Annotated in this window: 23 protein-coding genes; all 23 read right to left on the reverse strand. The window is 31.8% G+C overall.

What is annotated here, in order from left to right; translation table 11 throughout:
- Positions 1 to 6: 6 nt before the first annotated feature.
- On the reverse strand, positions 7 to 1572 hold the full coding sequence (fliF, locus tag T473_RS0107055; RefSeq protein ID WP_024621268.1) for a flagellar basal-body MS-ring/collar protein FliF: 1566 nt from the start codon (positions 1570 to 1572) through the stop codon (positions 7 to 9).
- Positions 1573 to 1595: 23 nt separating this feature from the next.
- The gene (fliE, locus tag T473_RS0107060) at positions 1596 to 1919 is read right to left on the reverse strand and encodes a flagellar hook-basal body complex protein FliE (RefSeq protein WP_024621269.1); all 324 of its coding nucleotides are present in this window, start codon (positions 1917 to 1919) and stop codon (positions 1596 to 1598) included.
- Between the two features lie 9 nt (positions 1920 to 1928).
- Positions 1929 to 2333 (reverse strand): flagellar basal body rod protein FlgC, encoded by a 405-nt coding sequence (gene flgC / locus T473_RS0107065; RefSeq protein ID WP_024621270.1) that lies wholly within the window; start codon positions 2331 to 2333, stop codon positions 1929 to 1931.
- A gap of 4 nt (positions 2334 to 2337) precedes the next feature.
- On the reverse strand, positions 2338 to 2655 hold the full coding sequence (locus T473_RS0107070; RefSeq protein ID WP_024621271.1) for a flagellar basal body protein: 318 nt from the start codon (positions 2653 to 2655) through the stop codon (positions 2338 to 2340).
- Between the two features lie 244 nt (positions 2656 to 2899).
- On the reverse strand, positions 2900 to 5056 hold the full coding sequence (locus tag T473_RS0107075; protein ID WP_024621272.1) for a glycosyltransferase family 2 protein: 2157 nt from the start codon (positions 5054 to 5056) through the stop codon (positions 2900 to 2902).
- A gap of 435 nt (positions 5057 to 5491) precedes the next feature.
- Positions 5492 to 6340, reverse strand: a complete 849-nt coding sequence (locus T473_RS0107080; protein WP_024621273.1) for a flagellin N-terminal helical domain-containing protein — start codon at positions 6338 to 6340, stop codon at positions 5492 to 5494.
- Positions 6341 to 6449: 109 nt separating this feature from the next.
- The gene (locus tag T473_RS0107085) at positions 6450 to 6674 is read right to left on the reverse strand and encodes a hypothetical protein (protein WP_024621274.1); all 225 of its coding nucleotides are present in this window, start codon (positions 6672 to 6674) and stop codon (positions 6450 to 6452) included.
- Positions 6675 to 6789: 115 nt separating this feature from the next.
- Complete coding sequence (gene fliD, locus T473_RS0107090) at positions 6790 to 8286, reverse strand: flagellar filament capping protein FliD (protein ID WP_024621275.1); 1497 nt, start codon at positions 8284 to 8286, stop codon at positions 6790 to 6792.
- 15 nt (positions 8287 to 8301) lie between these two features.
- Positions 8302 to 8676, reverse strand: coding sequence for a flagellar export chaperone FliS (gene fliS / locus T473_RS0107095; RefSeq protein ID WP_024621276.1), 375 nt, complete (start codon positions 8674 to 8676; stop codon positions 8302 to 8304).
- A 19-nt stretch (positions 8677 to 8695) separates the two neighbouring features.
- A complete protein-coding gene (gene csrA, locus T473_RS0107100; RefSeq protein ID WP_024621277.1) occupies positions 8696 to 8908 on the reverse strand; it encodes a carbon storage regulator CsrA in 213 nt (70 codons plus the stop codon).
- Positions 8908 to 9294: a flagellar assembly protein FliW gene (fliW, locus tag T473_RS0107105; RefSeq protein ID WP_024621278.1), complete on the reverse strand. Its 387-nt coding sequence runs from the start codon at positions 9292 to 9294 to the stop codon at positions 8908 to 8910. Before fliW ends, csrA begins: the two co-directional genes overlap by 1 nt.
- A 14-nt stretch (positions 9295 to 9308) precedes the next feature.
- Positions 9309 to 10232, reverse strand: coding sequence for a flagellar hook-associated protein FlgL (gene flgL / locus T473_RS0107110; RefSeq protein ID WP_024621279.1), 924 nt, complete (start codon positions 10230 to 10232; stop codon positions 9309 to 9311).
- 11 nt (positions 10233 to 10243) lie between these two features.
- Positions 10244 to 11524 carry a flagellar hook-associated protein FlgK gene (gene flgK, locus T473_RS0107115; protein WP_024621280.1) on the reverse strand — a complete coding sequence of 427 codons (1281 nt, stop codon included), beginning with the start codon at positions 11522 to 11524 and terminating at the stop codon, positions 10244 to 10246.
- 12 nt (positions 11525 to 11536) lie between these two features.
- Positions 11537 to 11953, reverse strand: a complete 417-nt coding sequence (locus tag T473_RS0107120) for a flagellar protein FlgN (RefSeq protein ID WP_024621281.1) — start codon at positions 11951 to 11953, stop codon at positions 11537 to 11539.
- A gap of 4 nt (positions 11954 to 11957) precedes the next feature.
- Positions 11958 to 12233, reverse strand: a complete 276-nt coding sequence (gene flgM, locus T473_RS0107125) for a flagellar biosynthesis anti-sigma factor FlgM (protein ID WP_024621282.1) — start codon at positions 12231 to 12233, stop codon at positions 11958 to 11960.
- A 150-nt stretch (positions 12234 to 12383) separates the two neighbouring features.
- Complete coding sequence (locus T473_RS0107130; RefSeq protein ID WP_024621283.1) at positions 12384 to 12695, reverse strand: FliM/FliN family flagellar motor switch protein; 312 nt, start codon at positions 12693 to 12695, stop codon at positions 12384 to 12386.
- 31 nt (positions 12696 to 12726) lie between these two features.
- Positions 12727 to 13149, reverse strand: coding sequence for a YaaR family protein (locus tag T473_RS0107135; protein ID WP_024621284.1), 423 nt, complete (start codon positions 13147 to 13149; stop codon positions 12727 to 12729).
- 6 nt (positions 13150 to 13155) lie between these two features.
- Positions 13156 to 13860 (reverse strand): lytic transglycosylase domain-containing protein, encoded by a 705-nt coding sequence (locus T473_RS0107140; protein ID WP_051365882.1) that lies wholly within the window; start codon positions 13858 to 13860, stop codon positions 13156 to 13158.
- Positions 13861 to 14038: 178 nt separating this feature from the next.
- A complete protein-coding gene (locus T473_RS0107145) occupies positions 14039 to 17845 on the reverse strand; it encodes a phosphoribosylformylglycinamidine synthase (protein WP_024621286.1) in 3807 nt (1268 codons plus the stop codon).
- 23 nt (positions 17846 to 17868) lie between these two features.
- Positions 17869 to 19119 (reverse strand): phosphoribosylamine--glycine ligase, encoded by a 1251-nt coding sequence (purD, locus tag T473_RS0107150; protein ID WP_024621287.1) that lies wholly within the window; start codon positions 19117 to 19119, stop codon positions 17869 to 17871.
- Positions 19120 to 19129: 10 nt separating this feature from the next.
- Positions 19130 to 20665 carry a bifunctional phosphoribosylaminoimidazolecarboxamide formyltransferase/IMP cyclohydrolase gene (gene purH / locus T473_RS0107155; RefSeq protein WP_024621288.1) on the reverse strand — a complete coding sequence of 512 codons (1536 nt, stop codon included), beginning with the start codon at positions 20663 to 20665 and terminating at the stop codon, positions 19130 to 19132.
- Complete coding sequence (gene purN, locus T473_RS0107160) at positions 20658 to 21251, reverse strand: phosphoribosylglycinamide formyltransferase (RefSeq protein ID WP_024621289.1); 594 nt, start codon at positions 21249 to 21251, stop codon at positions 20658 to 20660. Before purN ends, purH begins: the two co-directional genes overlap by 8 nt.
- A complete protein-coding gene (gene purM / locus T473_RS0107165) occupies positions 21245 to 22321 on the reverse strand; it encodes a phosphoribosylformylglycinamidine cyclo-ligase (RefSeq protein ID WP_024621290.1) in 1077 nt (358 codons plus the stop codon). Before purM ends, purN begins: the two co-directional genes overlap by 7 nt.
- Positions 22322 to 22324 lie beyond the last annotated feature (3 nt).

A 22324-nucleotide genomic window follows, 5' to 3' on the forward strand; every position in this document is an offset into this window, starting at 1 on the left:
CCCCTCTTACTCATTTAGCCAAGTCTTAATTATTTCTGTAACCTGATCAGGCTTATCTGACGCATACAATCTAACTTCATCCTCTAGAGATAGATCTTCGCCATCCACTATGCGGTTTGCTCTTCCCACTGTTTCATCGAAAGTCGACTGACTTTCCGAATCTATTAGATTTGCATCGTAGTCTTCATCATATTCATCTTCACTTTGCTTTTTATTTTTTCTTATTACTAAGAAATATACTGCTGCTAATACAATTAGCGAAGTAACAATAAAAATACCTAATGCAAGTAACTTAGCTTTAAGCTCTTGTGCTTTTATCTCTTCAATCTCTTTTTTTGCCTCTGCTTTTCCTTCTGGATCAAAATCCATAGAAGTTACGAATAAATCGTCTCCTCTTTTTTTATCGAGACCTATCGCATTGTATACAATATCCTCAACATCAAACAATACTGCTTTTTTGACTTTTCCATCAATTACAATAGATGTTGTTAGTCTTTTGACTTCACCTGGAGCTTTAATAGTATGAGTTTCTGTTTTACCGGTTTCGTACTCATAGCTTTCTTCTAAAGATTCCTCTTTATTATTTGTGTAGTTATTTGCAGCATTTGTCATATTGTCATCTACAAGTCCTGCGTTATTAACGCCTCCTTGAGATGTATTTTTCATTTTAGTCTCTTTTATTGCGACTTTATTTGGATCAATTTTTATTTCAGTCTGTTCTACAGAATCAAAATTTAAATCAGCACTTACAGTAGCTTTTACCTTCCCTTTCCCAAATATAGGTTCTAACATATTTAAGATTGATTTTTCCAACTCAAGGTTTAAAGCACTTTCTGCCTCTTTAGCTTCTTTTATATTTGTATTTACACCTGTTTTATTTTTACTAGCACCCGCAACAAATAATCCTTCCGACAAAAGATTCATCTTGTCATCTATAACTTCAACATTTTCCTTTGCCATATTATCGACACTTCCTGAGACTAGAGAAACTATAGATTTAACTTGATTTTCATCAAGATCTGTACCTTTTTTTAAGATTATATATACCGCTGCTTTACCAGGTTCTGACTCTTTTTCAAATACAGATTTTGTTCCTGGTGTTATATGAACTCTTGCTCCATCGACTTGCGGAAAACTTTTTATAGTTTTCTCAATTTCTCCTTGGAGCATTCTCTGCTTCTTTAGTCTAAATTCTTCATCAGTAAGTCCCATAGAAGAACCCTCATCCATTAGCTCAAACCCTTTAGATCCATTTGAAAACTCTGGTGCCAATTCAAGTCTCAATTTATCAACTTGATTTTTAGGAACGTAAACAGTATTTCCTTTTATTTTTGTCTTAACACCATCGGACTCTAGATTTTCAACTATTTCAGCTGCATCTTGCGCATCTATATCAGAAAACAAAACATCGTATTTGTTTTTGTTGATATAGCCAATAGTAAATACTACTGCTAGTAAAACTGCCAATGCGCTTGTAAATATTGCTATTTTGACGCCCTTTTTAGAAGATTTAAATTTTTGAATTAGAGGATCAATTTTTTGTTTTTTAATGTCTTTGACGCTAACTTTCATGGTATACTCCTCTACCCAAAGTTCTATATTTGTACTTTATACATTTCTTGGTACGCATCATAAATTTTATTTCTCACCTCTATGAGAAGTTGCATTGAAATTTGTGCTTCTTGACCTGCCAACATAATTTCGTGCATAGATACGTTTTCACCTTTAATAAATTGCTCTGTCTTATCACTAGACACTATTTGATATTGATTAACTTTATCAAGCGCATCAGATAGAACATTTGTGAAACTAGATTTCTCTACACCTAAATCAATATTTTGTGGTGTATTCCCAATATTTCCAGCTATATTTGTCGCTTGTGCAACATTATTGAGCTGATTTACATCTATTATCGGCATATTTGCAACCTACTTTCCTATCTCTAAAGCTTTTGAAATTATAGTTTTTTGTGCATTTAGAGTATCTACATTAGACTCATAAGATCTTGAAGCAGCTATTAAATTTGACATTTCTACTAGTATATCTACATTAGGATATTCTACATAACCTTCATCATTAGCATCAGGATGAGTCGGATCGTATACTTTCCTTAAATCGGATTTATCATCTACCACGCCTGTAGCTTTAACCCCTAACATTCCTAGCTTATTGTCATAATTTTCTTCAAACATTGCCACTTTTCTTCTATAGGCCTCTCCATTTGGACCTCGAGTAGTACTTATATTCGCAACATTCGAGGATATGACATCCATTCTCAATCTTTCTGCAGATAAACCGCTTGCACTTATTCTCAAACCACTAAATACACTCATCTAACTACCTTCCTCCTATAACACTTTTAATCATAGATAGCTTTCCATTTGCCATGGTGACTAGAGCACTATACTGTAAGGTTGTCGCTGCTTGATTGACTTTTTCTGATTCAATATCCACATTGTTTTTGTCAACTCTCATTGATCTTGATCTATCTACTTTTACTTCTATCTTTGGTGTATTACTCTCTAGTGTCTCCTCAAAGCTTACATACTTTCTTTTATAGCCTGTAGTGTTTATATTAGCTATATTATTAGCAATCGTCTGACTCCTTAGATTCGAAGCATCTAGTCCAAGTTTTATCAAGCCGTAACTCTCCATCTACTACCTCCTTTTTTAATATTTTTTAAATTATCATATTAATTAAAATTTAATTTTAAGGCATTAATAATATAATTTACATATTATTATATCATTATGATAATTTTTTTGGTAAATTTTTGCATATTTTTATAATAATGGATATGGTTCATCATTTTTTTTATAATATACAATTTCAAGCTTTTTCAAAGATTGTTTTAAATCTTATTTAATATTTTTTATATTGTATGAAATTTAATTAACCTTATCCTATACAATAGGAATCTCCTAACTTTACTTTTAAATAATTTATATTGTGGATAGTATCTTCATTGGTAAAGTCCATTGACAGTGCTCTTTTAAAAGCAAGATCTGCTTCTTCAAATTTATTGTCGAGAATAAGTAATATTCCCTGTATATTTAGTACTCTTACATTTTCATCAAATTTACTTAAATATTCCGTTAAAAGACTATTTGCGACTTGTACTTCTCCAACATTAATCATATTCTCTATATTATCTAAAAACATATTCCTAAGTTTTTTTAATTCTTCTGTCTCCTTCATCTCTTCCTGTAAATCCTCAATTATAAGCTTAATTGCTTTTGCATACCTTGGATACTCATATAAAAGAGACTGTAATGTTTCTATAGATATATGTTCTTCAAAACGATAAGCTTCATTAAAAATTTTAAACTCTATTACAAATCTATCTACATCATTATTAACATATTTTAATAATTCATGATCGTTAAAATTTTTGTACAGACTGCCTATATATTGATATGAATACATTGCATAAATATATAATATCTGTTTATACCTACTATCATAAAGAACTCCATTTTCTAAAAGTACTTTAGATAATACTCTATAGATTCTTATTTTATTAAAATCATCTGTATTTGGCTGCGACATTATATATTGGTACAGAACAAACGATAGATCTTTATTGTGTTCTAGTTCGTGCTGCATATACTTCTCAACCCAAACTGAATCGAAATCATAAAATATCTCTAACAAATTTTCACCTTTGCTTATAGCTATATTTATAACTGGGCTGTACAAAATATTTTTTTCATTTTTCAGTATTTTTCTACATTCTTCAATAGATACATTACTTTGTAATCTAGCTTTATTTAGTTTGCCGTAATTGTCATATAAAGAAGATAGTTTATCGTAAATGCAATTTTTATCTTCCTCTTTTAAAGTTCTTATAAAAATTTCGATATTATTGTAAAATATATTCTTCTCTAACTTTGAATTAGGAATTTCTGCATAATAATCTAATATCTCATCACTTTTATTTAATTTATCTAGTGATGCAAATACTAGTTTATATACATTTTTTTTATTTTCAAAAGTATCTATACTTTTATATTTTTCAAGTACTTTTTCGTATTCTTCGAATACATAGTGCATCTCTATCAGTTCTATTATTACACTATCTCTATTTGATAAAGTTACACTATCAGTTAACATGTCATTCGCCTGTGTACTCAGTTCATAGTTATCTAAAAGATATAAGTATCTTTCATAGTAAAGCATGGAATTCTCCATATTACCTAAATTTTTCTGAACTTTTCCCAGGAAATAATAAATATCTATATTATTTTTATCTTCTTCTATGTATCTTAGACAAATTTCTTCGCATTTTTTGTACTTACCATTTGTAAAATACAGCAATACCAATGTCGAAGTTACATAGCCAGGTATAATATTTGCATCTTCATATATTTTGTATGATTTTTCTATATATTCTAATGCCTCTTTGTCCTTTTTTTCAGACATAAAATTTTTCCCAAGTTGATAATTTAAATACGGTTCATTTGGTTTATCTTTTAATTCCTTGACTAAAATATCGTAATTTCTCTTAATTTTATTCATTCTGAATTCTTCATCTACAAATAGATAGCCGTAGTGATTAAACTTAGATAACCTTCTAAATAACGGTTCAGAGAAAATAGGTTGTTCATGAATCTTCCCAGTATATTTAAAGCCTGATTTTCTAAAAATCCTAACTAATTCTACTGAACTTTCATAATTATTGAGCTCTGTTTTTCCATTCATTATATTATTTACTTCTATTGAGGCGGAATTGTATATTTTATGCATGTCGCTTTTAAAAAACTCTATTAAATCTTTGGATTCGTTGAGAACTTCGTCTGCATCGATAACAAGTAACCATTCACCTGAAGCATAAGAAATAGATTTATTTCTCATACACCCAAAATCGTCATTCCATTCGCAGAAATAGACTTTATCTGTAAAAGTTTTTGCTATCTCTACAGTTTTGTCTGTTGATCCTGTATCAAGTATTATGATTTCGCTATCGATAGAATCTGTTATAGGCTTTAAGGCATTTAAAGTTTTCCGAAGAAACCGATCTTCGTTTTTTACCATCATTACTACACTAAGTAACATAAGCCACATCCTTTCCTTCATAAGTTGATACATTTTTCAAACTTAACACAAAAAATAAAGGAACTGTCTCAAAATTGATCAATCGACTAATTTACTCCATACAATTCTAAAAAATGAAATAAACGTCTTTTTAGCAAAACACTCGATCAATTCTTGGATTCAACCTTGAAATAAAGCTCAAGTTTTAAAATATAAAAACTTTTTATAAATTACAATAAAAAGTTTTTATATAAATAAAGTCATGAGACATCAGTCCATGACTTATTTATATACTTTATATTTTTATATACTTAAGCCATCTCCATGGGTTGATCCACCAAAATCGATTGAATAATACGGCTAAATGACAACAATATTGCTCTGCTTAATTTGCAAAGCAACTCCGATAAATCAATCAATTTTGAGACAGCCCCTTCAATAAAATAATTCAAATTATTAGTTTAGTAATTGTAATATACTTTGTGGTTGTTGATTAGCTTGCGCTAACATTGATTGGGACGCTTGCGCTAATATGTTTAGTTTAGATAATTGAACCATTTCACTTGCAACATCAGTATCTCTTATTCTTGATTCTGCAGCAGTAACGTTCTCTACAGTATTAGATAAGTTTACTTGTGTTGACTCAAGTCTATTTTGTTGCGCACCGATAGTTGATCTTGCAGAGTTTATGCTAGCAAGAGCGCTATCAATATTCGACATCATAGTTCTCGCTGAAGCAGATCCTTCAATAGTTCCAGCTTTCATAGAAGCTATAAGGTCTGAAGTTATTCCAGCATCTGCCATTATACTTGAAGTGTTAACTAGACTTACACTTATTTGATTGTCTGTTGATCCGCTTGAACCAACTTGTAAGCTTAATTGTGAAGTTGTCCCATCTAACAACTGTTTTCCATTGAATTCTGTAGTTTTAGACATTCTAGCTATTTCTTCACTTAATTGTGTCAATTCATTAGCTATTTTTTCTCTTTCTGAAGCAGTATTAGTCTCATTTGCTGATTGAACAGCTAGTTGAGACATTCTCTTTAAAATATTTCCTGTTTCTTCTAAAGCTCCTTCAGCTGTTTGAACTACAGATATACCATCTTGTACATTTAGTCCTGCTTGATTTAAACCTTTAATTTGATTTCTCATCTTTTCAGAAATTGCCAAACCTGCAGAATCGTCAGCAGCTCTTTTAATTCTTAGACCAGAAGATAACTTCTCCATAGATCTACTTTGTAAAGCTGTGTTCTTATTCATTTGATTGTTTGCTATTAAAGCATTTACGTTGTTGTTAATTCTCATTTTATTTACCCTCCATAGTTTTTGTCGACATCCTTGTCATAAAATATAATCCGCATTTGTAAGCATATAATTACTTACAATATAATAATCGTCCAAACCATATAAAACTTTATACTTTTTTATCAAAAATATCTATTTTATTTCTAGAAACCCTAGAATATCCGATATTTCCCTGTTTTTTACAGTTGTATTTGATCAATTCTTGTTTTAATCTGTCTAATCTATCATTAAAAAGTCTTTTTATCTTCTCATCCACTTCAGACAGTTTTTTATCATTATATATTTCAATAAATTTATCTTTTTCACTCTCATCTATACTTTCTAGCAACAGCATTCGCTCATCCAATTTTTCATCTATCTTTAAATACTCTTCATTTTCTAGTAATTCTATCAGTTCAAGTGATTTTTTTCATACATAACACTTTTATCCTCTATGCTGTTCATTAAATCTACACCTGATTAAAGTAGTTCATTTGTGCATTGTATTTATTAAGGGATGCTTCTAGGTTTGCAAACTGAGCATATAATCTACTTTCTCTTTCTTTCATTTTCTCAATTAACCTATTTATTATCTGCTCCTGGTCATTTATTTCTTTTGAGTATAAATTATTTGCACTTGTCGCTGATTTATCTATTCCAGATTTTTTTGCAAGTATAGATGTCGAACTGCCGGCATATTCGTAAAGTGTATCTTTTACTTTTTCAAACAGACCTTTTTTGCTAGAATTACCCACTAGTATTTCTTTTACTTTATCTCCATTTTGTTCAAGTGCCTGCCTAAATTTATCCTCATCGAAGTCAATTTGACCTCTTTTATTGTAATCTTGGGCTACTGTTAGTCCCATGTCAGATAAATTAAATCCAGCATCACCTATATTTCCAAATATATCTTCACTCAAATCTTCGACAAATTTCCTAAGCTCATCGTCATTTTTAAGAACTCCTTCTCTAGCCTTTTGATTCCAGTTCTCTATTTCTTTCTCACTCATTTCTTTCTTTTGTTCATCTGTCAATGGAGCAAAGTCCTTTGCCTTTTTCTGAATGACAAGAGTGTACATTTTGTCTAATAAGCCATTGTACTCTTTAATAAAAGACTTCATGTTATCAACTGAATTGCCGCTATCTACTATTGATGTAAGTTTAGACTCGCCAACAGAATTAACATTATACGATATATTATCTATTATAAAATTATTTTTATTTTCATTTAACGCCCTGATTACTTCGCCTGTAACCGAGTCTTTAACTTCGCCTTCAAGATTTTTACCACTCTTTGTATAAACTCCATTTACACTAGGCCCTAAATCTTTAAGATCTGTAGTAGTACTATCTGATACTATACCGTCTATAAAGTCTCCGCCGATCTCAAACTTTGAGTCAGCTCCCTCTCCACTTCCAGAAATTATCAGCTCACCCCTCATGTCATTAAAGCTAGCTTTTATACTCCCATCACCTTCAAATGCTTTGTTGATCTTGCTTGCAATATCCTTTTCTGAATCAGCTATATCTACTTCAATATCTTTTCCATTTATAGTTATTATGCTCGATCCAGAAGCAATCTGTTTTTTTATTGAATCCATGCTTATAGATATTTTAGGTGGTTCAGCGACCTGTGTAATGTCAAAAGTATAATTAATTCTATCTGTTCCAGAACCAGATACAGCAGTAATTACATCTGTATTTGAACTATTTATTTTGAAAGTAGAATAATTTTTGTCAGATAACAAATTGTTATTTGATGTCATACTAAAATACTTATCGTACAATGATTTTGCATCTTTAATTATATCTCTGTATATCTCTTGCTTCCACTTAGTTCTCTGTTGATTTTGCTTTGCTTTATCGACTTGTTCTTGGTTTTTAACCAACATCTCTTTAATTATTTTCTCTGTATCTATTCCACTTCCAGATAAACCTGTTATCCTAACTGGGTTTATACTCGCCATAAAAAATCCTCCCCACTATCTAGCATTTTCGTCTACTTCATACCATAAATCTCTAATTTGCTCTATTAGTGGCAATAATTTATCTAAAATCTCTGCATCCTTCTTAATATTAGCTTTCATAAGCTCTTGTCTTATAAAATCATAAACATCATATATATCTGTAGTCCAACCTCCTACGCTCGTATCTAAAGTAGACATAAGCTCGATAAATATGTTTTGTACTCTAACTAATTCTGAATGCGCTTTATTAATATTTTTATCCAATATTGCCAATCTAGCTATTTTAGTGTATTTAACTGCCCCATCTAAAAGCATTAAAAGCAGTTTATTTTGAGTTGCTGTATTCACTTCATTTTGTTTGTATGTATTATATGGATTAGTTTGATTCATTTTTTACCTCACAGTGAATTTACTTTAATAAATCTGATAGATTAGATTTTTTATTTATTGCCTTTATATTTTCTTCTTTTACTTTTTCATAAATTTCTTTTCTTAGAATACTTACATCTTTAGGTGCTGAAATTCCCAATTTAACAGTGTTGTTGTCAACACTTATAACTGTAATTTCTATATCATCACCTAGCAGTATTGTATCATCTTTTTTTCTAGATATAACTAACACTATTTATCACCCCTTAATTTGAAAGGAGTTTTTATATCGTATTTATCGTTTTGTATTACAATTTGAGATGCTAATTCCTTGTTTATATTTAAAACGATAGGAGCTCTCATGTTTACAGTCGATGTAGCAAGACTTTCCCCTAGAGTTATTATATTTAACAATATTACATCCTCTGGATTTTCTATCTCAAGATCCTTAATATCGCTATCACTTAGATCTATTTCATAATCTTCATCAACAGCAAAAGGAGAAATAGATAAAAAACTTATATTTTTATCCTCCGTTGAATTAATCTCATTGAATAACGGATTAGCTTCTACATCCAGTATTTCAAACTTATTTAAATTGTCAAATCCTAGTAATGGCTTTCTAAATTCTACGTTCATAATTACCTCTTTCATTAAATATAATCAAGTATTGTACTATTGAAAAATTGTGTTGTCGTCTTTAATGTCGCAGTATATACAAATTCAGCTTCTTTTAACTTAGTTAATGTAGTCGCGTAATCTGCATCTTGTTTTTTTGATAGCGCTTCTTTTATAACAACTAAATCGTCTCCATTTTTATCCTTTAAGGCTTCAAACTGTTTTGTCTTAGCACCATTTTGTGCTCTAGCTCCAGATATATCAGCTATAATCTTTTCCATTTTATCTAAGAATACAGTAGATAGATTTTTATCACTGTCATCTCTTACAGCCAATTCCTGAGATAAATCGTTTAAATCTTTAAACAGGTCATTAGATCCAAATATATCTTTAAGAGTAGTATTGAAATTACCCTTTACCCCAGATCCTAGATCTAGATGTAGGTTGTTGTCCATCTTACTAGGATCCAGATTATCGCTTATTTTTATTGTTATGGCACCAGTCAAAGCATCTATCTCATATGTCACAGGAGCTTCATCTGTATCTGTTCCAGAGAATATATAGTCCCCACCATGGGATGTATTTAGGGTATCCACCATTTGTTTCATTAAATTATCAATGTTATTTTTTATTTTATCTAGATCTTCATCTGTATGAATTCCATTTCCACTCTCTATTAATAACTTTTTTATATCAGATGTTATTTTTCCAAGTTGATCGAGCGCATTATCAGTTTGATCCATCCATTCAATTCCCTCATTACAGTTTTTTTCATACTGTTCTACTGATTTAACTTCATTTCTCATGTTTAAAATTTTAGCGGTATTAAACGGATCATCTGATAGTCTATTAACTTTTCTTCCAGTCACAATACGCTGATTTTCTTTATCCATTTTCTGAAGATTATTTTGTATAGAATTTAAATGGCTTGTATTCATCATGCCGTTACTTATTCTCATTGAAAGCCTCCTTATCTTATAATTCCGTTTATAACTACATCTAATAGTTGGTCTACTGTAGACAATACTTTTGCACTTGCAGTGTATGAGTGATTTAGCTGTATAAGGTTAACCATCTCCTCATCTATAGAAACACCTGATACACTCATTCTAAAATTGTCTACTTCTGTCAGCAGACCCCTTTGATTTTTTTCATCCTGTACAACTTTGCTAGAGTCTATTCCTATTCTCTCAGCATAGTTATTATAATATTTGTTTATAGTGGTTTCTTCACCATTCATACTAAATTTTTGATTTTGTACATTTCCAACTGCTTTTGCTTGTTCAGATGTTATATCCATTAAGTATGGGTTATTTTTTATAGTCTCCTCTACCTTTATCAATTTGTCTGCTGGAGGATTCCCTTTCTCAAAAAAAGTTCCACCATAAGCATTGTTAACTTGATCTACAATAGTGTCTGACAAAGTTTGTAAGCCCTCCATGTACTCATTTAGTTTTCCATCCATATCATGATAACCTTGAAGTGATCCTGACACTTTAACTCCGTTGTTAAACGCATCTTCTAACTCTGCTCTATCTAATTTTCCATCTGCAATCATTGCAGCAACATCGTTATCTTGAATATCCAATTTTGAGCTTAGCTCGTCTAATATCCTGTCTTTTTCATCTAGTAAAGTATTTGGATCAGATCCACTTGCATTTACCAAATCAATTTGTCTCTCTATCTCTTTTAAAGAATCCAACATTCCATTAATTTGTTCAATTTCAGTGTCGATATTTCCGCTAATTCCTTCTTTTAGATTGTTTAATTTATTGTAGGCATCGCTCAAAGCATTTGCTAAATCTAAACCTTTTTCAACGACAAGGTTTTTACTGCTTTTGCTAGAAGTATTTTTTGATAATTCTTCCCATCCAGAGAAAAAATCTTTTAGCTTTGAGGAAATCCCATAATCACTTGGTTCCTTTATTATACTTTCTATTCCATTGTAGTAATCGTACTTTACATTGGTTTTCCCATAGTTATGAACTTCGCTTCTGTATTGATGGTCATAAAATGCGTTTCGTGCTCTAGTTATGGCTGATATTCCAGCACCTGTACCCATTTGTCCACTGTTTGTTATATTATTTCTCGATGGATTATAAAGTGCACCCGATGATACTATTTCAGCACGTTGTCTTGAGTATCCTGGAGTATTTATGTTTGCGACATTGTTAGATGTTGTCTGTATTGCCTTTTGATGTACTCGCATTCCAGACTCAGATGTCCTAAGTGTTAAAAATAATCCTGACATTTGTTTTTCCCCCTATCTACTTATCTGACCTTTAGCATTATAAGTACTTACTTCTGAATTTTTCGGCTTCATAAACTCCATCAATCTCTTAGTGAAATTTAATTCTTTCTTTATCAGATCTACATTAAATTTTTGCTGGCTAGATACCCCTGTAATCAATATCTTTATTTCTCTATAGATATTTTTCAAAAAAGTATCCTCCGTTATTTCGATAAATTCTATAAATTCGCTATCCTCGCCAATTATTTGTCTTCTTTTTATTTCTATTGTAGCCAGATTTCTACTTGCAGACTCTAACTTCTTATTTAGTTTGTTTAGTTTTTTTATATCCTTTTTCAAAATATAATCTAACTGAACATCTAATAAATTTATCATATTATCTAATTCTTCTTTTTCCTCGTAAAGTACAACCTTCAAATCAGCAATCATTTTTTTATCCTTTCACTATACCCAACATCTTTTTAGCTATTTTATTTGAATCTATTACATATGTTCCATTTTCAATGGCTTTTTTGATTTTATCGGTTTTTTTAATGTCTATGTACTCATTTATTGTCTCTGTTGTAATCAACATTTCTCTTGCTACTGGTGATAATTCTATCTTGTCTATACTTGTAACTGAACTTACATCTTTACTATTATAAAACGTTGAAATATTCTCTTTATAGCTATTCACAGCTATATTTAAATTGATATTTTTTATATCCATAAATGATCCCCCAGATATTCTCCTTATACAGTAATTATCGTCTATTGAGTGAAAATATTTAATGTTTCTGGACTATTTGTTTAAATTTAAGTACAGAAAAAGACTAGTTATATTATATAAACTAGTCTAATCGTTTTTAAATTTTAAATTTTAATTTAAACTTGAATTTTGCACATCCAATACCTTTACTGATATGTTATTGTCAAATACTACACTCTCACCACACGCTATCTTTTTATCATTTAGATATATATCTAATTTTTCATCTATGTGCTTATCCAATACAATTGTAGATCCATTATGTAATCCAAGAATATCCCTTATACTTTTTGTAACACTTCCAATAGAAACCGATACTGAAACTTCTGCATCAAATAAATTATGGTTCGAAGTCAATACACCTGTTTCTCTTTCCACTAACTGATCAAATTCAAGTTCATATACTTCTTCTGTCTTATTCATATTTTTCTCCAACTTTGATAAAATTTTTTAATTATCTATAAAGATCTATCAACAGACCTTGTACCTCATCAACTAATGATATTATATTTATATTATCTTTTTCTTCATTTAAAAGTTCCTTAGTTAAGTGTTCAAGCTTCTCATCTACTACTTCTACTGTCTTAAAATACTGCTGCTCCCAAAAACCGCTTTTATTATTTAACGTATAAGTATATTCAACAGCCGACTCTAAATAATCTTTGATAGCCATTTTATATTTTTTTATATCTAAGTAACTTTCAGTTATTGTAAGCCTCTCTCCTAGACTTTTCACTTTTTCTAAACTCTGCTTAACATCTTCAAGCGACTTTTCCTTTTGGATATAGTTAAACTTCTCATTAAACTTTTTATATCCATCTATCTTTCTTGTTTCATATATTGTGGATGGCTTTAATTTTAGATCCTCTATTTTCATATCCGACTACCCTAAATAATGCTTCATTACTTTAGGCACGTAATTTTGAGTTTCTTTAGGCATTTTATATATATCATCCGGAGAAACGACCCCTCTTTTTCTCATTCTTGTAGGTCCTCCATTATATGCCATCAACGCCATTTTTACATCGCCTTTATATAAATCTAAATACTCTTTTATATGTCTAGTGCCACCATCAATATTTTCTTCAATGTTAAACGGATTTTTTACATTTAAATCTCTACAGTTTTCGGGCATTAATTGCATTAGCCCCTTAGCACCTGCTGAAGATACTGTATTTGGGTTGAAATTGGACTCTACCTTTATTATCGCCTTAATAAGGTTTTCATTAACTCCATATTTTTTAGATGCTAATGCTACTGCGTTCTCTATTCTAGCCTTTGTATCCACATCTTTACTAGTAACATTCACTACTTTCTCTGCCATATTATTGTTATTAAGTGGTTCTCTCATATTGCTTAGGTTATCTAAATAATCTGTCATAAACTCATTTTGATTTCCTAAAGCATTATTCTGTTTAGATCTCTGGGATAAAGCTAATAACAATCCCTCTACTACCAGACTAAATATATCTGTACCTTTATTACTGCAATCACAGCTATTTGTGCTATTGTTTAAATTTGTACCTGTAAGTGTGCCCGTGCTTAACAAATTGCTTATCTCAAATGACATAAATTCTTTCCTTTCCATTATAATAATCCTTAAATTATTTCGAATAATGCAAATTATGCTATGTTTATATCATAATAAACATAGCATAATTATTTTAGCACAAGAATTATTTATAATCCACGATTTTATAAACCATTGTTTTTTAGTCGACTATTAAAACGTAGTATTTTCAAGCCTTTCAGAGTACTTTATTAATTTATTTAAAGTAGTTTACACCGGATTCAAATATCTTTTGATCTTTTTCTCCATAGATATTCTTAATAACATTATTTCCTAATCTTTCAGAGTGTCCCATCTTTCCAAATACTCTTCCGTCTAAACTAGTTATACCTTCTACCGCATAGAATGAACCATTTGGATTAAATTCTACATCGTAAGTGGCTTCGTTGTTAAAATCTACATACTGAGTTGCAACTTGTCCATTTTCTATTAGTCTATTGATCATTTCTTCGTCTGCAACAAATCTACCTTCGCCATGTGATATCGGAATGCTGTGAATGTCGCCAACTTCTGTTTGAGCTAACCAAGGAGAATTATTTGATGATATCCTAGTTCTAACAATTTTTGACTGGTGGTGTCCAATTTGATTGTAAGTAAGCGTAGGTGATTTCTCATCTATTGTTCTTATCTCACCATACGGAACCAAACCTAATTTTATAAGCACCTGAAAACCGTTACAGATTCCAAGCATTAAACCATCTTGTTTTGTCAAAAATTGATTTATAGCTTCTGTTACTCTAGGATTTCTAAATACTGTAGCTATAAACTTACCAGAACCGTCTGGCTCATCTCCAGCACTAAATCCTCCTGGAAGCATAATTATTTGCGATGATTTTATCTCGTCTACCATTGTATCTATCGAGCTTTCTATATCATTTTGGTTGAGATTTTTAAATATTTTTATACTAGTCTTAGCTCCTGCATTCTCAAATGCTCTTGCTGTATCATACTCGCAATTTGTTCCTGGGAAAGCAGGTATAAATACTTTAGGAGACACTGTCCTAAGTAGTGATTTTTTAACCTCACCTGTTGACTTATAGCTAATAGTCTCTATCCTAGATTTGATATCCGATGATTTTGTAGGGAATATGCTCTCAAGCGTATTCGCATAACTTTTATATAATTCATCTAGATTTATATTCTCTCCACATATAGATATTATTTCTTCTTTTGTAGTTTTGCCGAGTACAATGTAGTTGTGAGCCTCTAACTGGCTTATAACATTCTCACCAAGCTCTAATATTATACTTCCGTAGAACGGCTCAAACAATTTCTCTTCTCCAAACTTTTCTTCCGCTTCTTTAGAGAATTTAAATCCTATTTTATTACCAAATGACATTTTACTTATAGCTTCACCTATTCCTGCAAATCCCACTGCACATGTTGATAACACATCGCCATTGTGTATAAGTGATCTAACTTTATCTAAATTAGATTTAAATTCTTCAAAATCCAATACATCATCTTTGCCTTTTTCTGTGTATAACATAATAACTTGTGAATTATTTTTCTTAAAGTCTGAAGAAACCACTTTTGAAGCATCCACAGTGTCCACAGCAAATGACACTAATGTAGGAGGAACATCTATATCTTTGAATGTGCCAGACATACTGTCTTTTCCACCTATTGCAGGTATCTCAAGTTTATTTTGTGCATAGTAAGCACCTAATAATGCTGAAAATGGTTTACCCCATTTTATAGGATCATTTCCTAACTTTTCAAAATACTCTTGGAATGTTAGTCTAGCTGTTGAGTAGTTTCCGCCTACAGCTACCAACTTAGCTATAGAATCTACAACTGAGTAAAGCGCCCCATGAAATGGACTCCATTTCCCTATTCTAGGATTATAGCCATAAGTCATTATTGTAGATGTACTCGTCTCTCCGCCTAACACTGGTATCTTCGCTACCATAGCTTGAGAAGGTGTACTTTGATATTTACCACCAAAAGGCATAAGTACAGTTCCAGCTCCTATTGTGCTGTCAAACTTATCTATAAGACCTTTTTGAGAGCAAACGTTTAAGTCAGACATTACTTTCTTAAACCTTTCTTTCATACTGCTTCTATCTATTTTATCTAGTATCTCATTTTTTCCAAAGAATTTTTTTTCTTCATCAACCTTAGTCACGTGTACATCTGTAGTTTGTTTTACACCATTTGTATCAAGAAATGCTCTGCTTATGTCAACTATAGTTTGACCGTTCCAAAATAGTCTCATATATCCAGTATCCGTAACTGAAGCAACATGAGTAGCTTCTAAGTTTTCTGCAGAAGCCAATTCTATAAATCTATCTTTATTCTTCTTGTCAATTGCAACCGCCATACGCTCTTGAGACTCAGATATTGCGAGCTCAGTACCGTCTAATCCTTCGTATTTTTTAGGTACTAGATCAAGATTTATATCTAGACTGTCTGCTATCTCACCTATGGCTACACATACTCCACCTGCTCCAAAATCATTACACCTTTTTATCATTTGCACAGCTTCTTTATTTCTGAAAAATCTCTGTATCTTTCTCTCGTTAGGGGCATCACCTTTTTGAACTTCAGCACTGCAAGTAAATATAGACACTTCACTATGCTCTTTTGAAGATCCAGTTGCTCCTCCACAGCCATCTCTACCTGTTTTTCCACCAAGTAAGACTATTATATCTCCCGGCTCTGGCCTTTCTCTGACCACATTTTCTTTTGGAGCCGCAGCTATAACTGCACCGATTTCCATTCTCTTAGCTACAAAATTCTCATCGTAAACTTCTGAAACTTGTCCAGTTGTAAGACCTATTTGATTTCCATACGAACTGTAGCCATTAGCAGCCTCTGTAGTTATTCTTTTTTGCATAAGCTTGCCTGGTAAAGTCTCCTTTAAAGACTTTCTAGGATCACCGCTTCCAGTAATTCGCATAGCTTGATATACATAACTCCTTCCTGAAAGCGGATCTCTTATTGCCCCTCCTAAACAAGTAGCTGCTCCACCAAATGGTTCTATTTCAGTTGGGTGGTTGTGAGTCTCGTTTTTAAACATTACTAAGTATTTTTCTATTTTTCCATCTATCTCAACATCAACATTTATACTACAGGCATTTATTTCTTCGCTTACGTCTAAATCTTCAAGTTTTCCTTCTTTTCTAAGCTCTTTCATTGCGATCGTTGCAATATCCATTAAACACATATCTTTATCTCTATCTACATAAACATTCTTTCTAGATTCTAGATACATGTTGTATGTATCTTTTATTACATCTGTGTACTTTCCTGACTCTATCTTTACATTCTTTATCTCAGTCATAAAAGTTGTATGTCTACAGTGATCAGACCAATAAGTATCTAATACTTTTATCTCTGTAACAGTAGGGTTTCTGCGTTCTATATCTTTAAAATACTTTTGGATATGTTTTAAATCATCAATAGTCATCGCTAATCCAAAGTCATCTAAAAACTCTTCTAATTTATTTTGTGAAAAATCGTTGAATTCATCCAGCACTTCTACTGGAGAAGGTACCTCGTAATTAACTTTTAAAGTTTCAGGTTTTTCCAAACTTGCTTCCCTACTGTCAACTGGATTTATACAGTAGTCTTTAATTTTAGCAAAATCTTCATCGCTTATATTTCCACCTAAAATATATACTTTTGCAGTATTTATTTCAGGTCTGATTCCGTTATTTAAAATCTCAACACACTGAGTCGCCCAATCACCTCGTTGATCGTACTGACCAGGTAAGAACTCTATAGCAAATACTTTTTCACCATAAGTACTAGGTAATTCTTCATCGTACACCGCGTCTAGATTTGGCTCTGAAAATATCGTCTTTATTGCGTCATTATATATATCTAAAGAAATACCTTCTATATCGTACCTATTTAAAATCCTTACATTTTCTATGCTACTTAAATGCAGATTTTCAACTAAATCCTTTTTTAGAGCTATGGCTTCAAGATTGAATCCATCTCTCTTTTCTACTAGAACTCTCCTAACGCTTAAATCTACATCAACAGTATTTGGCATAATACATCCTCCATTTTTGAAAATTATATTCCTATATCTGTTCTATAGTGCATTCCTTCGAAATCAATTCCTTTGATGTTTTGGTATACTTTCTCTGATGCCTCTTTAACTGTAGAGCCTTTTGCTGTTACACCTAGTACACGTCCACCATTTGTCACTAATTGTCCTGAATCGAACTTAGATCCACTATGGAATACCACTATATCTTTATCTAATTTATCAAGTCCAGTAATTTTTTTACCCTTTTCGTAGCTACCAGGATAACCTCCTGATGTCAACATTACACATACAGATTGGCTATTGCTATACTTTATCTCTATACTATCTAATTTATCTTCCAAAATTGCACTTATTATCTTATTAAGGTCTGTTTCAAGTCTAAAAAGTACTGACTGAGTTTCTGGATCCCCAAATCTAACATTGTACTCAAGTACTTTCTCTCCTTCTTCAGTTATCATAAGCCCGACAAATAGGATTCCTCTAAACTTTAGACCATCTTTTTTAAATCCATTTAAAGTTTTCTCTAGAACTTCGACTCTAATTTTTTCAGCCAGTTCATCTGTATAAATTTCACTCGGAGAAAAAGTTCCCATACCTCCTGTATTAGGTCCTTTTTCATGGTCATAGATCTTTTTATGATCTTTTGCACTAACCATAGGAACTATAGTCTTGTTATCTACAAAAGCAAGTATAGATGTTTCAATTCCAGCTAAAAATTCTTCCACTACTATTTTTTCTCCAGCAGCTCCAAATTGTTTAGTTTCCATCATGCTTTTTAAACTTTCGATCGCAACTTTTCTATTTTCACAGATTATTACACCTTTCCCAGCAGCTAATCCGTCTGCTTTTATAACAACTGGATATCCAAAGTCATCTATCTCGGCAATTGCATTATCTATATTTGTGTACTCTTTGTATTTCGCTGTTGGTATACCATGTCTTATCATAAATTCTTTAGAAAAAGCCTTACTTCCCTCTAATTTAGAACAATCTTTATTTGGACCAAATACTTTAAGTCCTACTTCTTCAAATTTATCAACTATTCCCATAACTAAAGGTACTTCTGGCCCAACTATTGTAATGTCAATATTTCTTTTCTTTGCAAAATCAATCAAACCGTCAATATCGCTGTCACTTATATCAATACACTCTGCAACTCTACTAATACCTGCATTACCTGGAGCACAGTATATATCATGGACACCCTCTTCGCCTTTAAGTTTCCAACATATTGCGTGCTCTCTACCTCCGCCACCTACAACTAATATATTCATAATATCTCTCCTAGTGTTTAAAATGTCTTATTCCCGTAAATACCATAGACATCTTATATTTATCACAGGCCTCTATTGAGTCTTTATCTCTGATTGATCCACCTGGTTGTACTACTGAAGTTATTCCGTATTCATGTGCTAACGCAACACAATCACCAAATGGGAAGTACGCATCTGAGGCTAATACTGCCCCTGTAAAGTCTTTTTCATTATTGTTTTCTAACGCATTCTTAAGTGCCCAAATTCTCGAAGTTTGACCACAACCAAGTGCTAACGTCTGTCCATCTTTTACTACTGCTATTGCATTAGATTTCAGATTCTTAGCAATTTTCATTGCAAACTCCATATCTTTTAGCTCTCTATCACTTGGTTTTGACTCTGTTACTACTTTCATTTGTTCAAATAAAGCATTGTTTTTATCTTGAACTAACAATTTGCCATCTAAATACTTCATTTCGAATGGCTGTAGACTGTCTTCAATTTTACCTATTTTTAATACTCTCAAGTTTTTCTTTTGATTAAGTATTTCAAGTGCTTCTGGCTCGTAATCGTATGCTACTACTATTTCTAAAAATATTTCATGTAGTTTTTCTGCTGTTGCTTTATCTACCGTTGAAGTTATACCAACTATTCCACCGAATATTGATACTGGATCTGCTTCATAACATTTTGTATAAGCTTCAAATGGATCTTTACCCAATCCAACACCGCATGAATTTGCATGTTTTATTGCAACTGCAACAATCTCATCGCTATCTTTAAATTCTCTCATAACTTCTAAACAACCGTGAAGATCATTTAAGTTATTGTAAGAAATCTCTTTTCCATTTAACTGCTCGTAATTAAGTATAGGGTTTTTAGAACTTGAATCTGAATACAATAAACCGTTTTGATGTGGGTTTTCACCGTATCTAAGTGTATGCTCTCTTTGGAAGCTCATATTAAGTATATTTGGATACTTATCTCCAACTTCTTCGGCGAAGTAATTAGATATTAAGCTATCGTATCTACCAGTAGTTGAAAAAGCTTTGTACGCTAAATTCTTTCTGTCCTCTACCGTTAAATCATCTTTTCTAAGTTTATCTATTATATAGTCGTAATCGTTTATATCCACTACAACTGCTACATCTTTGTAATTTTTAGCTGCTGATCTTATCATTGAAGGTCCACCAATATCTATGTTTTCAATTATTTCATCGTGACTTTTACCTGCTTTTAATGTTCCTTCAAAGTCGTATAAATTTACAACTACTATGTCTATTGGTTCAATGTTGTGCTCTTTAATAGTGTCTACATGATCTTTGTTATCTCTTTTGTATAAAATACCACCGTGAATCATAGGATTTAGTGTTTTTACTCTTCCGTCTAGTATCTCTGGAAACTTTGTAACATCATCTATTTGAATTACATTTTCAACTTGCTCTTTTAATACTCTGAATGTATTTCCTGTTGAAACTATTTGATATCCTAAACTGCTGAGTTGTTTTGCAAAATCTACTACACCCGTTTTATCTGTAACGCTTATCAAAGCTCTTTTTTTATTCATTTATTAACACTCTCCTACCTTCAACTTTTAATTTGTTTTCACAGAAAAGGCTAAGACTTTCTTTAAGTATCCTATGCTCAACTTCCAGAACTCTCTTTGCGAGACTTTTTGCATCATCATCTACTTTGACCGCGACTATATCCTGCATAATTATCGGGCCTGTGTCAGTTCCTTCATCTACAAAATGAACCGTGGCACCAGTGAATTTCACTCCGTAGTCAATTACTCCTTGGTGCACTTTTTCTCCATAAAATCCCTTACCACAAAATGCAGGGATCAATGAAGGGTGTATATTTATCATTTTGTTTCTGTACTCATTTATAAATTTAGGGCTTATTATTTTTAAATAACCTGCCAAAACTACTACATCTATATCTCTATCTTTTAATATTTCAATTATATTGTCTTCATTGGATTCGTATATTGCTTCTATTTTGTTATTTCTAGCTCTTTCTAATCCATAAGCATCTTTTTTATTTGAAATTACAACCTTTACTATTCCTTCAATTTTTCCTGAATCAGTTCCATCGATTATTGATTGTAGGTTTGTACCTCCACCTGATATCAAAACGCCTATATTTAGCATAATTCAACACCTTGGTGGCTATCTACAACTTCTCCGATTATATATGCATTGTCTTTAAACAACTCTTTATATTTATTATCAACAAAGGCTATGTTGTCGCTTTCTCTTGAGTTTATAAAGTCTACTAAACCCTCAGCTTCTTCTTTATTTACAATCAATACCAAACCTATTCCCATATTAAAGCTCTTGTGAAGCTCTCTTTCATCTACTGCATCAAATTCTTCAATCATCTTGAATATGGCTGGTTTATCCCAAGATTTTTTATTTATGTCTAACCCTAGACCTTTTGGTATTACTCTAGTTATATTTTCTATAAGTCCACCGCCAGTTATATGGGCTACGGCCTTTATATTATGTTTTTCAAGAATATCTAAAGCTAATTTAACATATACCTTCGTTGGAGTTAAAAGAGCTTCTCCGACTGTCATTCCTAATTCTTCAACGTGCTGATCCATTTTATAGTTGTAAGTATCTAAGAATATCTTTCTTATAAACGAAAATCCGTTACTGTGTACTCCACTAGATGAAATCCCTACTAGCATATCTCCTGATTTTACATCTTTACCAGATACTATCTTTTCTTTATCTGCTATACCTATTGAAAATCCTGCTAGATCGTAGTCGTCTTGACCGTACATTCCTGGCATCTCTGCTGTTTCTCCTCCGATTAATGCACAACCTGACATCTTACAACCATCTGCAATGCCGCCCACAATTTTTTCTATGTGCTCTGGAACTAATTTTCCAAGAGCTATATAATCTAAGAAGAACAGTGGTTTAGCTCCTTGACATATTAAATCATTTACACACATTGCGACTAAGTCAATGCCTACAGTGTCGTGATTTTCCATCATTTGAGCAATTTTCAGCTTTGTTCCAACTCCGTCAGTTGATGCAAGTAAAACTGGCTCTTTCATAGATATAAAATCTTTAAGACTGTACAGTCCACTAAAGTTACCTAAATCTCCTATTACGTTGTTGTCATAAGTACCTTTTATTTTCTCTTTAATAAGATCTACTGCTCTGTTTCCTTCATCTATATCTACTCCAGACTGCTTATATGTCAACATATA

This window comes from Clostridioides mangenotii TR (assembly GCF_000498755.1).
Classification (GTDB): Bacteria; Bacillota; Clostridia; order Peptostreptococcales; family Peptostreptococcaceae; genus Metaclostridioides; species Metaclostridioides mangenotii_A.

Excerpts from the sequence above, each read along its gene's own strand:
- fliF (WP_024621268.1), bottom strand. The coding sequence starts at position 1,572 with ATGAAAGTTAGCGTCAAAGACATTAAAAAACAAAAAATTGATCCTCTA.
- fliE (WP_024621269.1), bottom strand. The coding sequence starts at position 1,919 with ATGCCGATAATAGATGTAAATCAGCTCAATAATGTTGCACAAGCGACA.
- flgC (WP_024621270.1), bottom strand. The coding sequence starts at position 2,333 with ATGAGTGTATTTAGTGGTTTGAGAATAAGTGCAAGCGGTTTATCTGCA.
- T473_RS0107070 (WP_024621271.1), bottom strand. The coding sequence starts at position 2,655 with ATGGAGAGTTACGGCTTGATAAAACTTGGACTAGATGCTTCGAATCTA.
- T473_RS0107075 (WP_024621272.1), bottom strand. The coding sequence starts at position 5,056 with ATGTTACTTAGTGTAGTAATGATGGTAAAAAACGAAGATCGGTTTCTT.
- T473_RS0107080 (WP_024621273.1), bottom strand. The coding sequence starts at position 6,340 with ATGAGAATTAACAACAACGTAAATGCTTTAATAGCAAACAATCAAATG.
- T473_RS0107085 (WP_024621274.1), bottom strand. The coding sequence starts at position 6,674 with ATGCTGTTGCTAGAAAGTATAGATGAGAGTGAAAAAGATAAATTTATT.
- fliD (WP_024621275.1), bottom strand. The coding sequence starts at position 8,286 with ATGGCGAGTATAAACCCAGTTAGGATAACAGGTTTATCTGGAAGTGGA.
- fliS (WP_024621276.1), bottom strand. The coding sequence starts at position 8,676 with ATGAATCAAACTAATCCATATAATACATACAAACAAAATGAAGTGAAT.
- fliW (WP_024621278.1), bottom strand. The coding sequence starts at position 9,294 with ATGAACGTAGAATTTAGAAAGCCATTACTAGGATTTGACAATTTAAAT.
- flgL (WP_024621279.1), bottom strand. The coding sequence starts at position 10,232 with ATGAGAATAAGTAACGGCATGATGAATACAAGCCATTTAAATTCTATA.
- flgK (WP_024621280.1), bottom strand. The coding sequence starts at position 11,524 with ATGTCAGGATTATTTTTAACACTTAGGACATCTGAGTCTGGAATGCGA.
- T473_RS0107120 (WP_024621281.1), bottom strand. The coding sequence starts at position 11,953 with ATGATTGCTGATTTGAAGGTTGTACTTTACGAGGAAAAAGAAGAATTA.
- flgM (WP_024621282.1), bottom strand. The coding sequence starts at position 12,233 with ATGGATATAAAAAATATCAATTTAAATATAGCTGTGAATAGCTATAAA.
- T473_RS0107130 (WP_024621283.1), bottom strand. The coding sequence starts at position 12,695 with ATGAATAAGACAGAAGAAGTATATGAACTTGAATTTGATCAGTTAGTG.
- T473_RS0107135 (WP_024621284.1), bottom strand. The coding sequence starts at position 13,149 with ATGAAAATAGAGGATCTAAAATTAAAGCCATCCACAATATATGAAACA.
- T473_RS0107140 (WP_051365882.1), bottom strand. The coding sequence starts at position 13,860 with ATGGAAAGGAAAGAATTTATGTCATTTGAGATAAGCAATTTGTTAAGC.
- T473_RS0107145 (WP_024621286.1), bottom strand. The coding sequence starts at position 17,845 with ATGCCAAATACTGTTGATGTAGATTTAAGCGTTAGGAGAGTTCTAGTA.
- purD (WP_024621287.1), bottom strand. The coding sequence starts at position 19,119 with ATGAATATATTAGTTGTAGGTGGCGGAGGTAGAGAGCACGCAATATGT.
- purH (WP_024621288.1), bottom strand. The coding sequence starts at position 20,665 with ATGAATAAAAAAAGAGCTTTGATAAGCGTTACAGATAAAACGGGTGTA.
- purN (WP_024621289.1), bottom strand. The coding sequence starts at position 21,251 with ATGCTAAATATAGGCGTTTTGATATCAGGTGGAGGTACAAACCTACAA.
- purM (WP_024621290.1), bottom strand. The coding sequence starts at position 22,321 with ATGTTGACATATAAGCAGTCTGGAGTAGATATAGATGAAGGAAACAGA.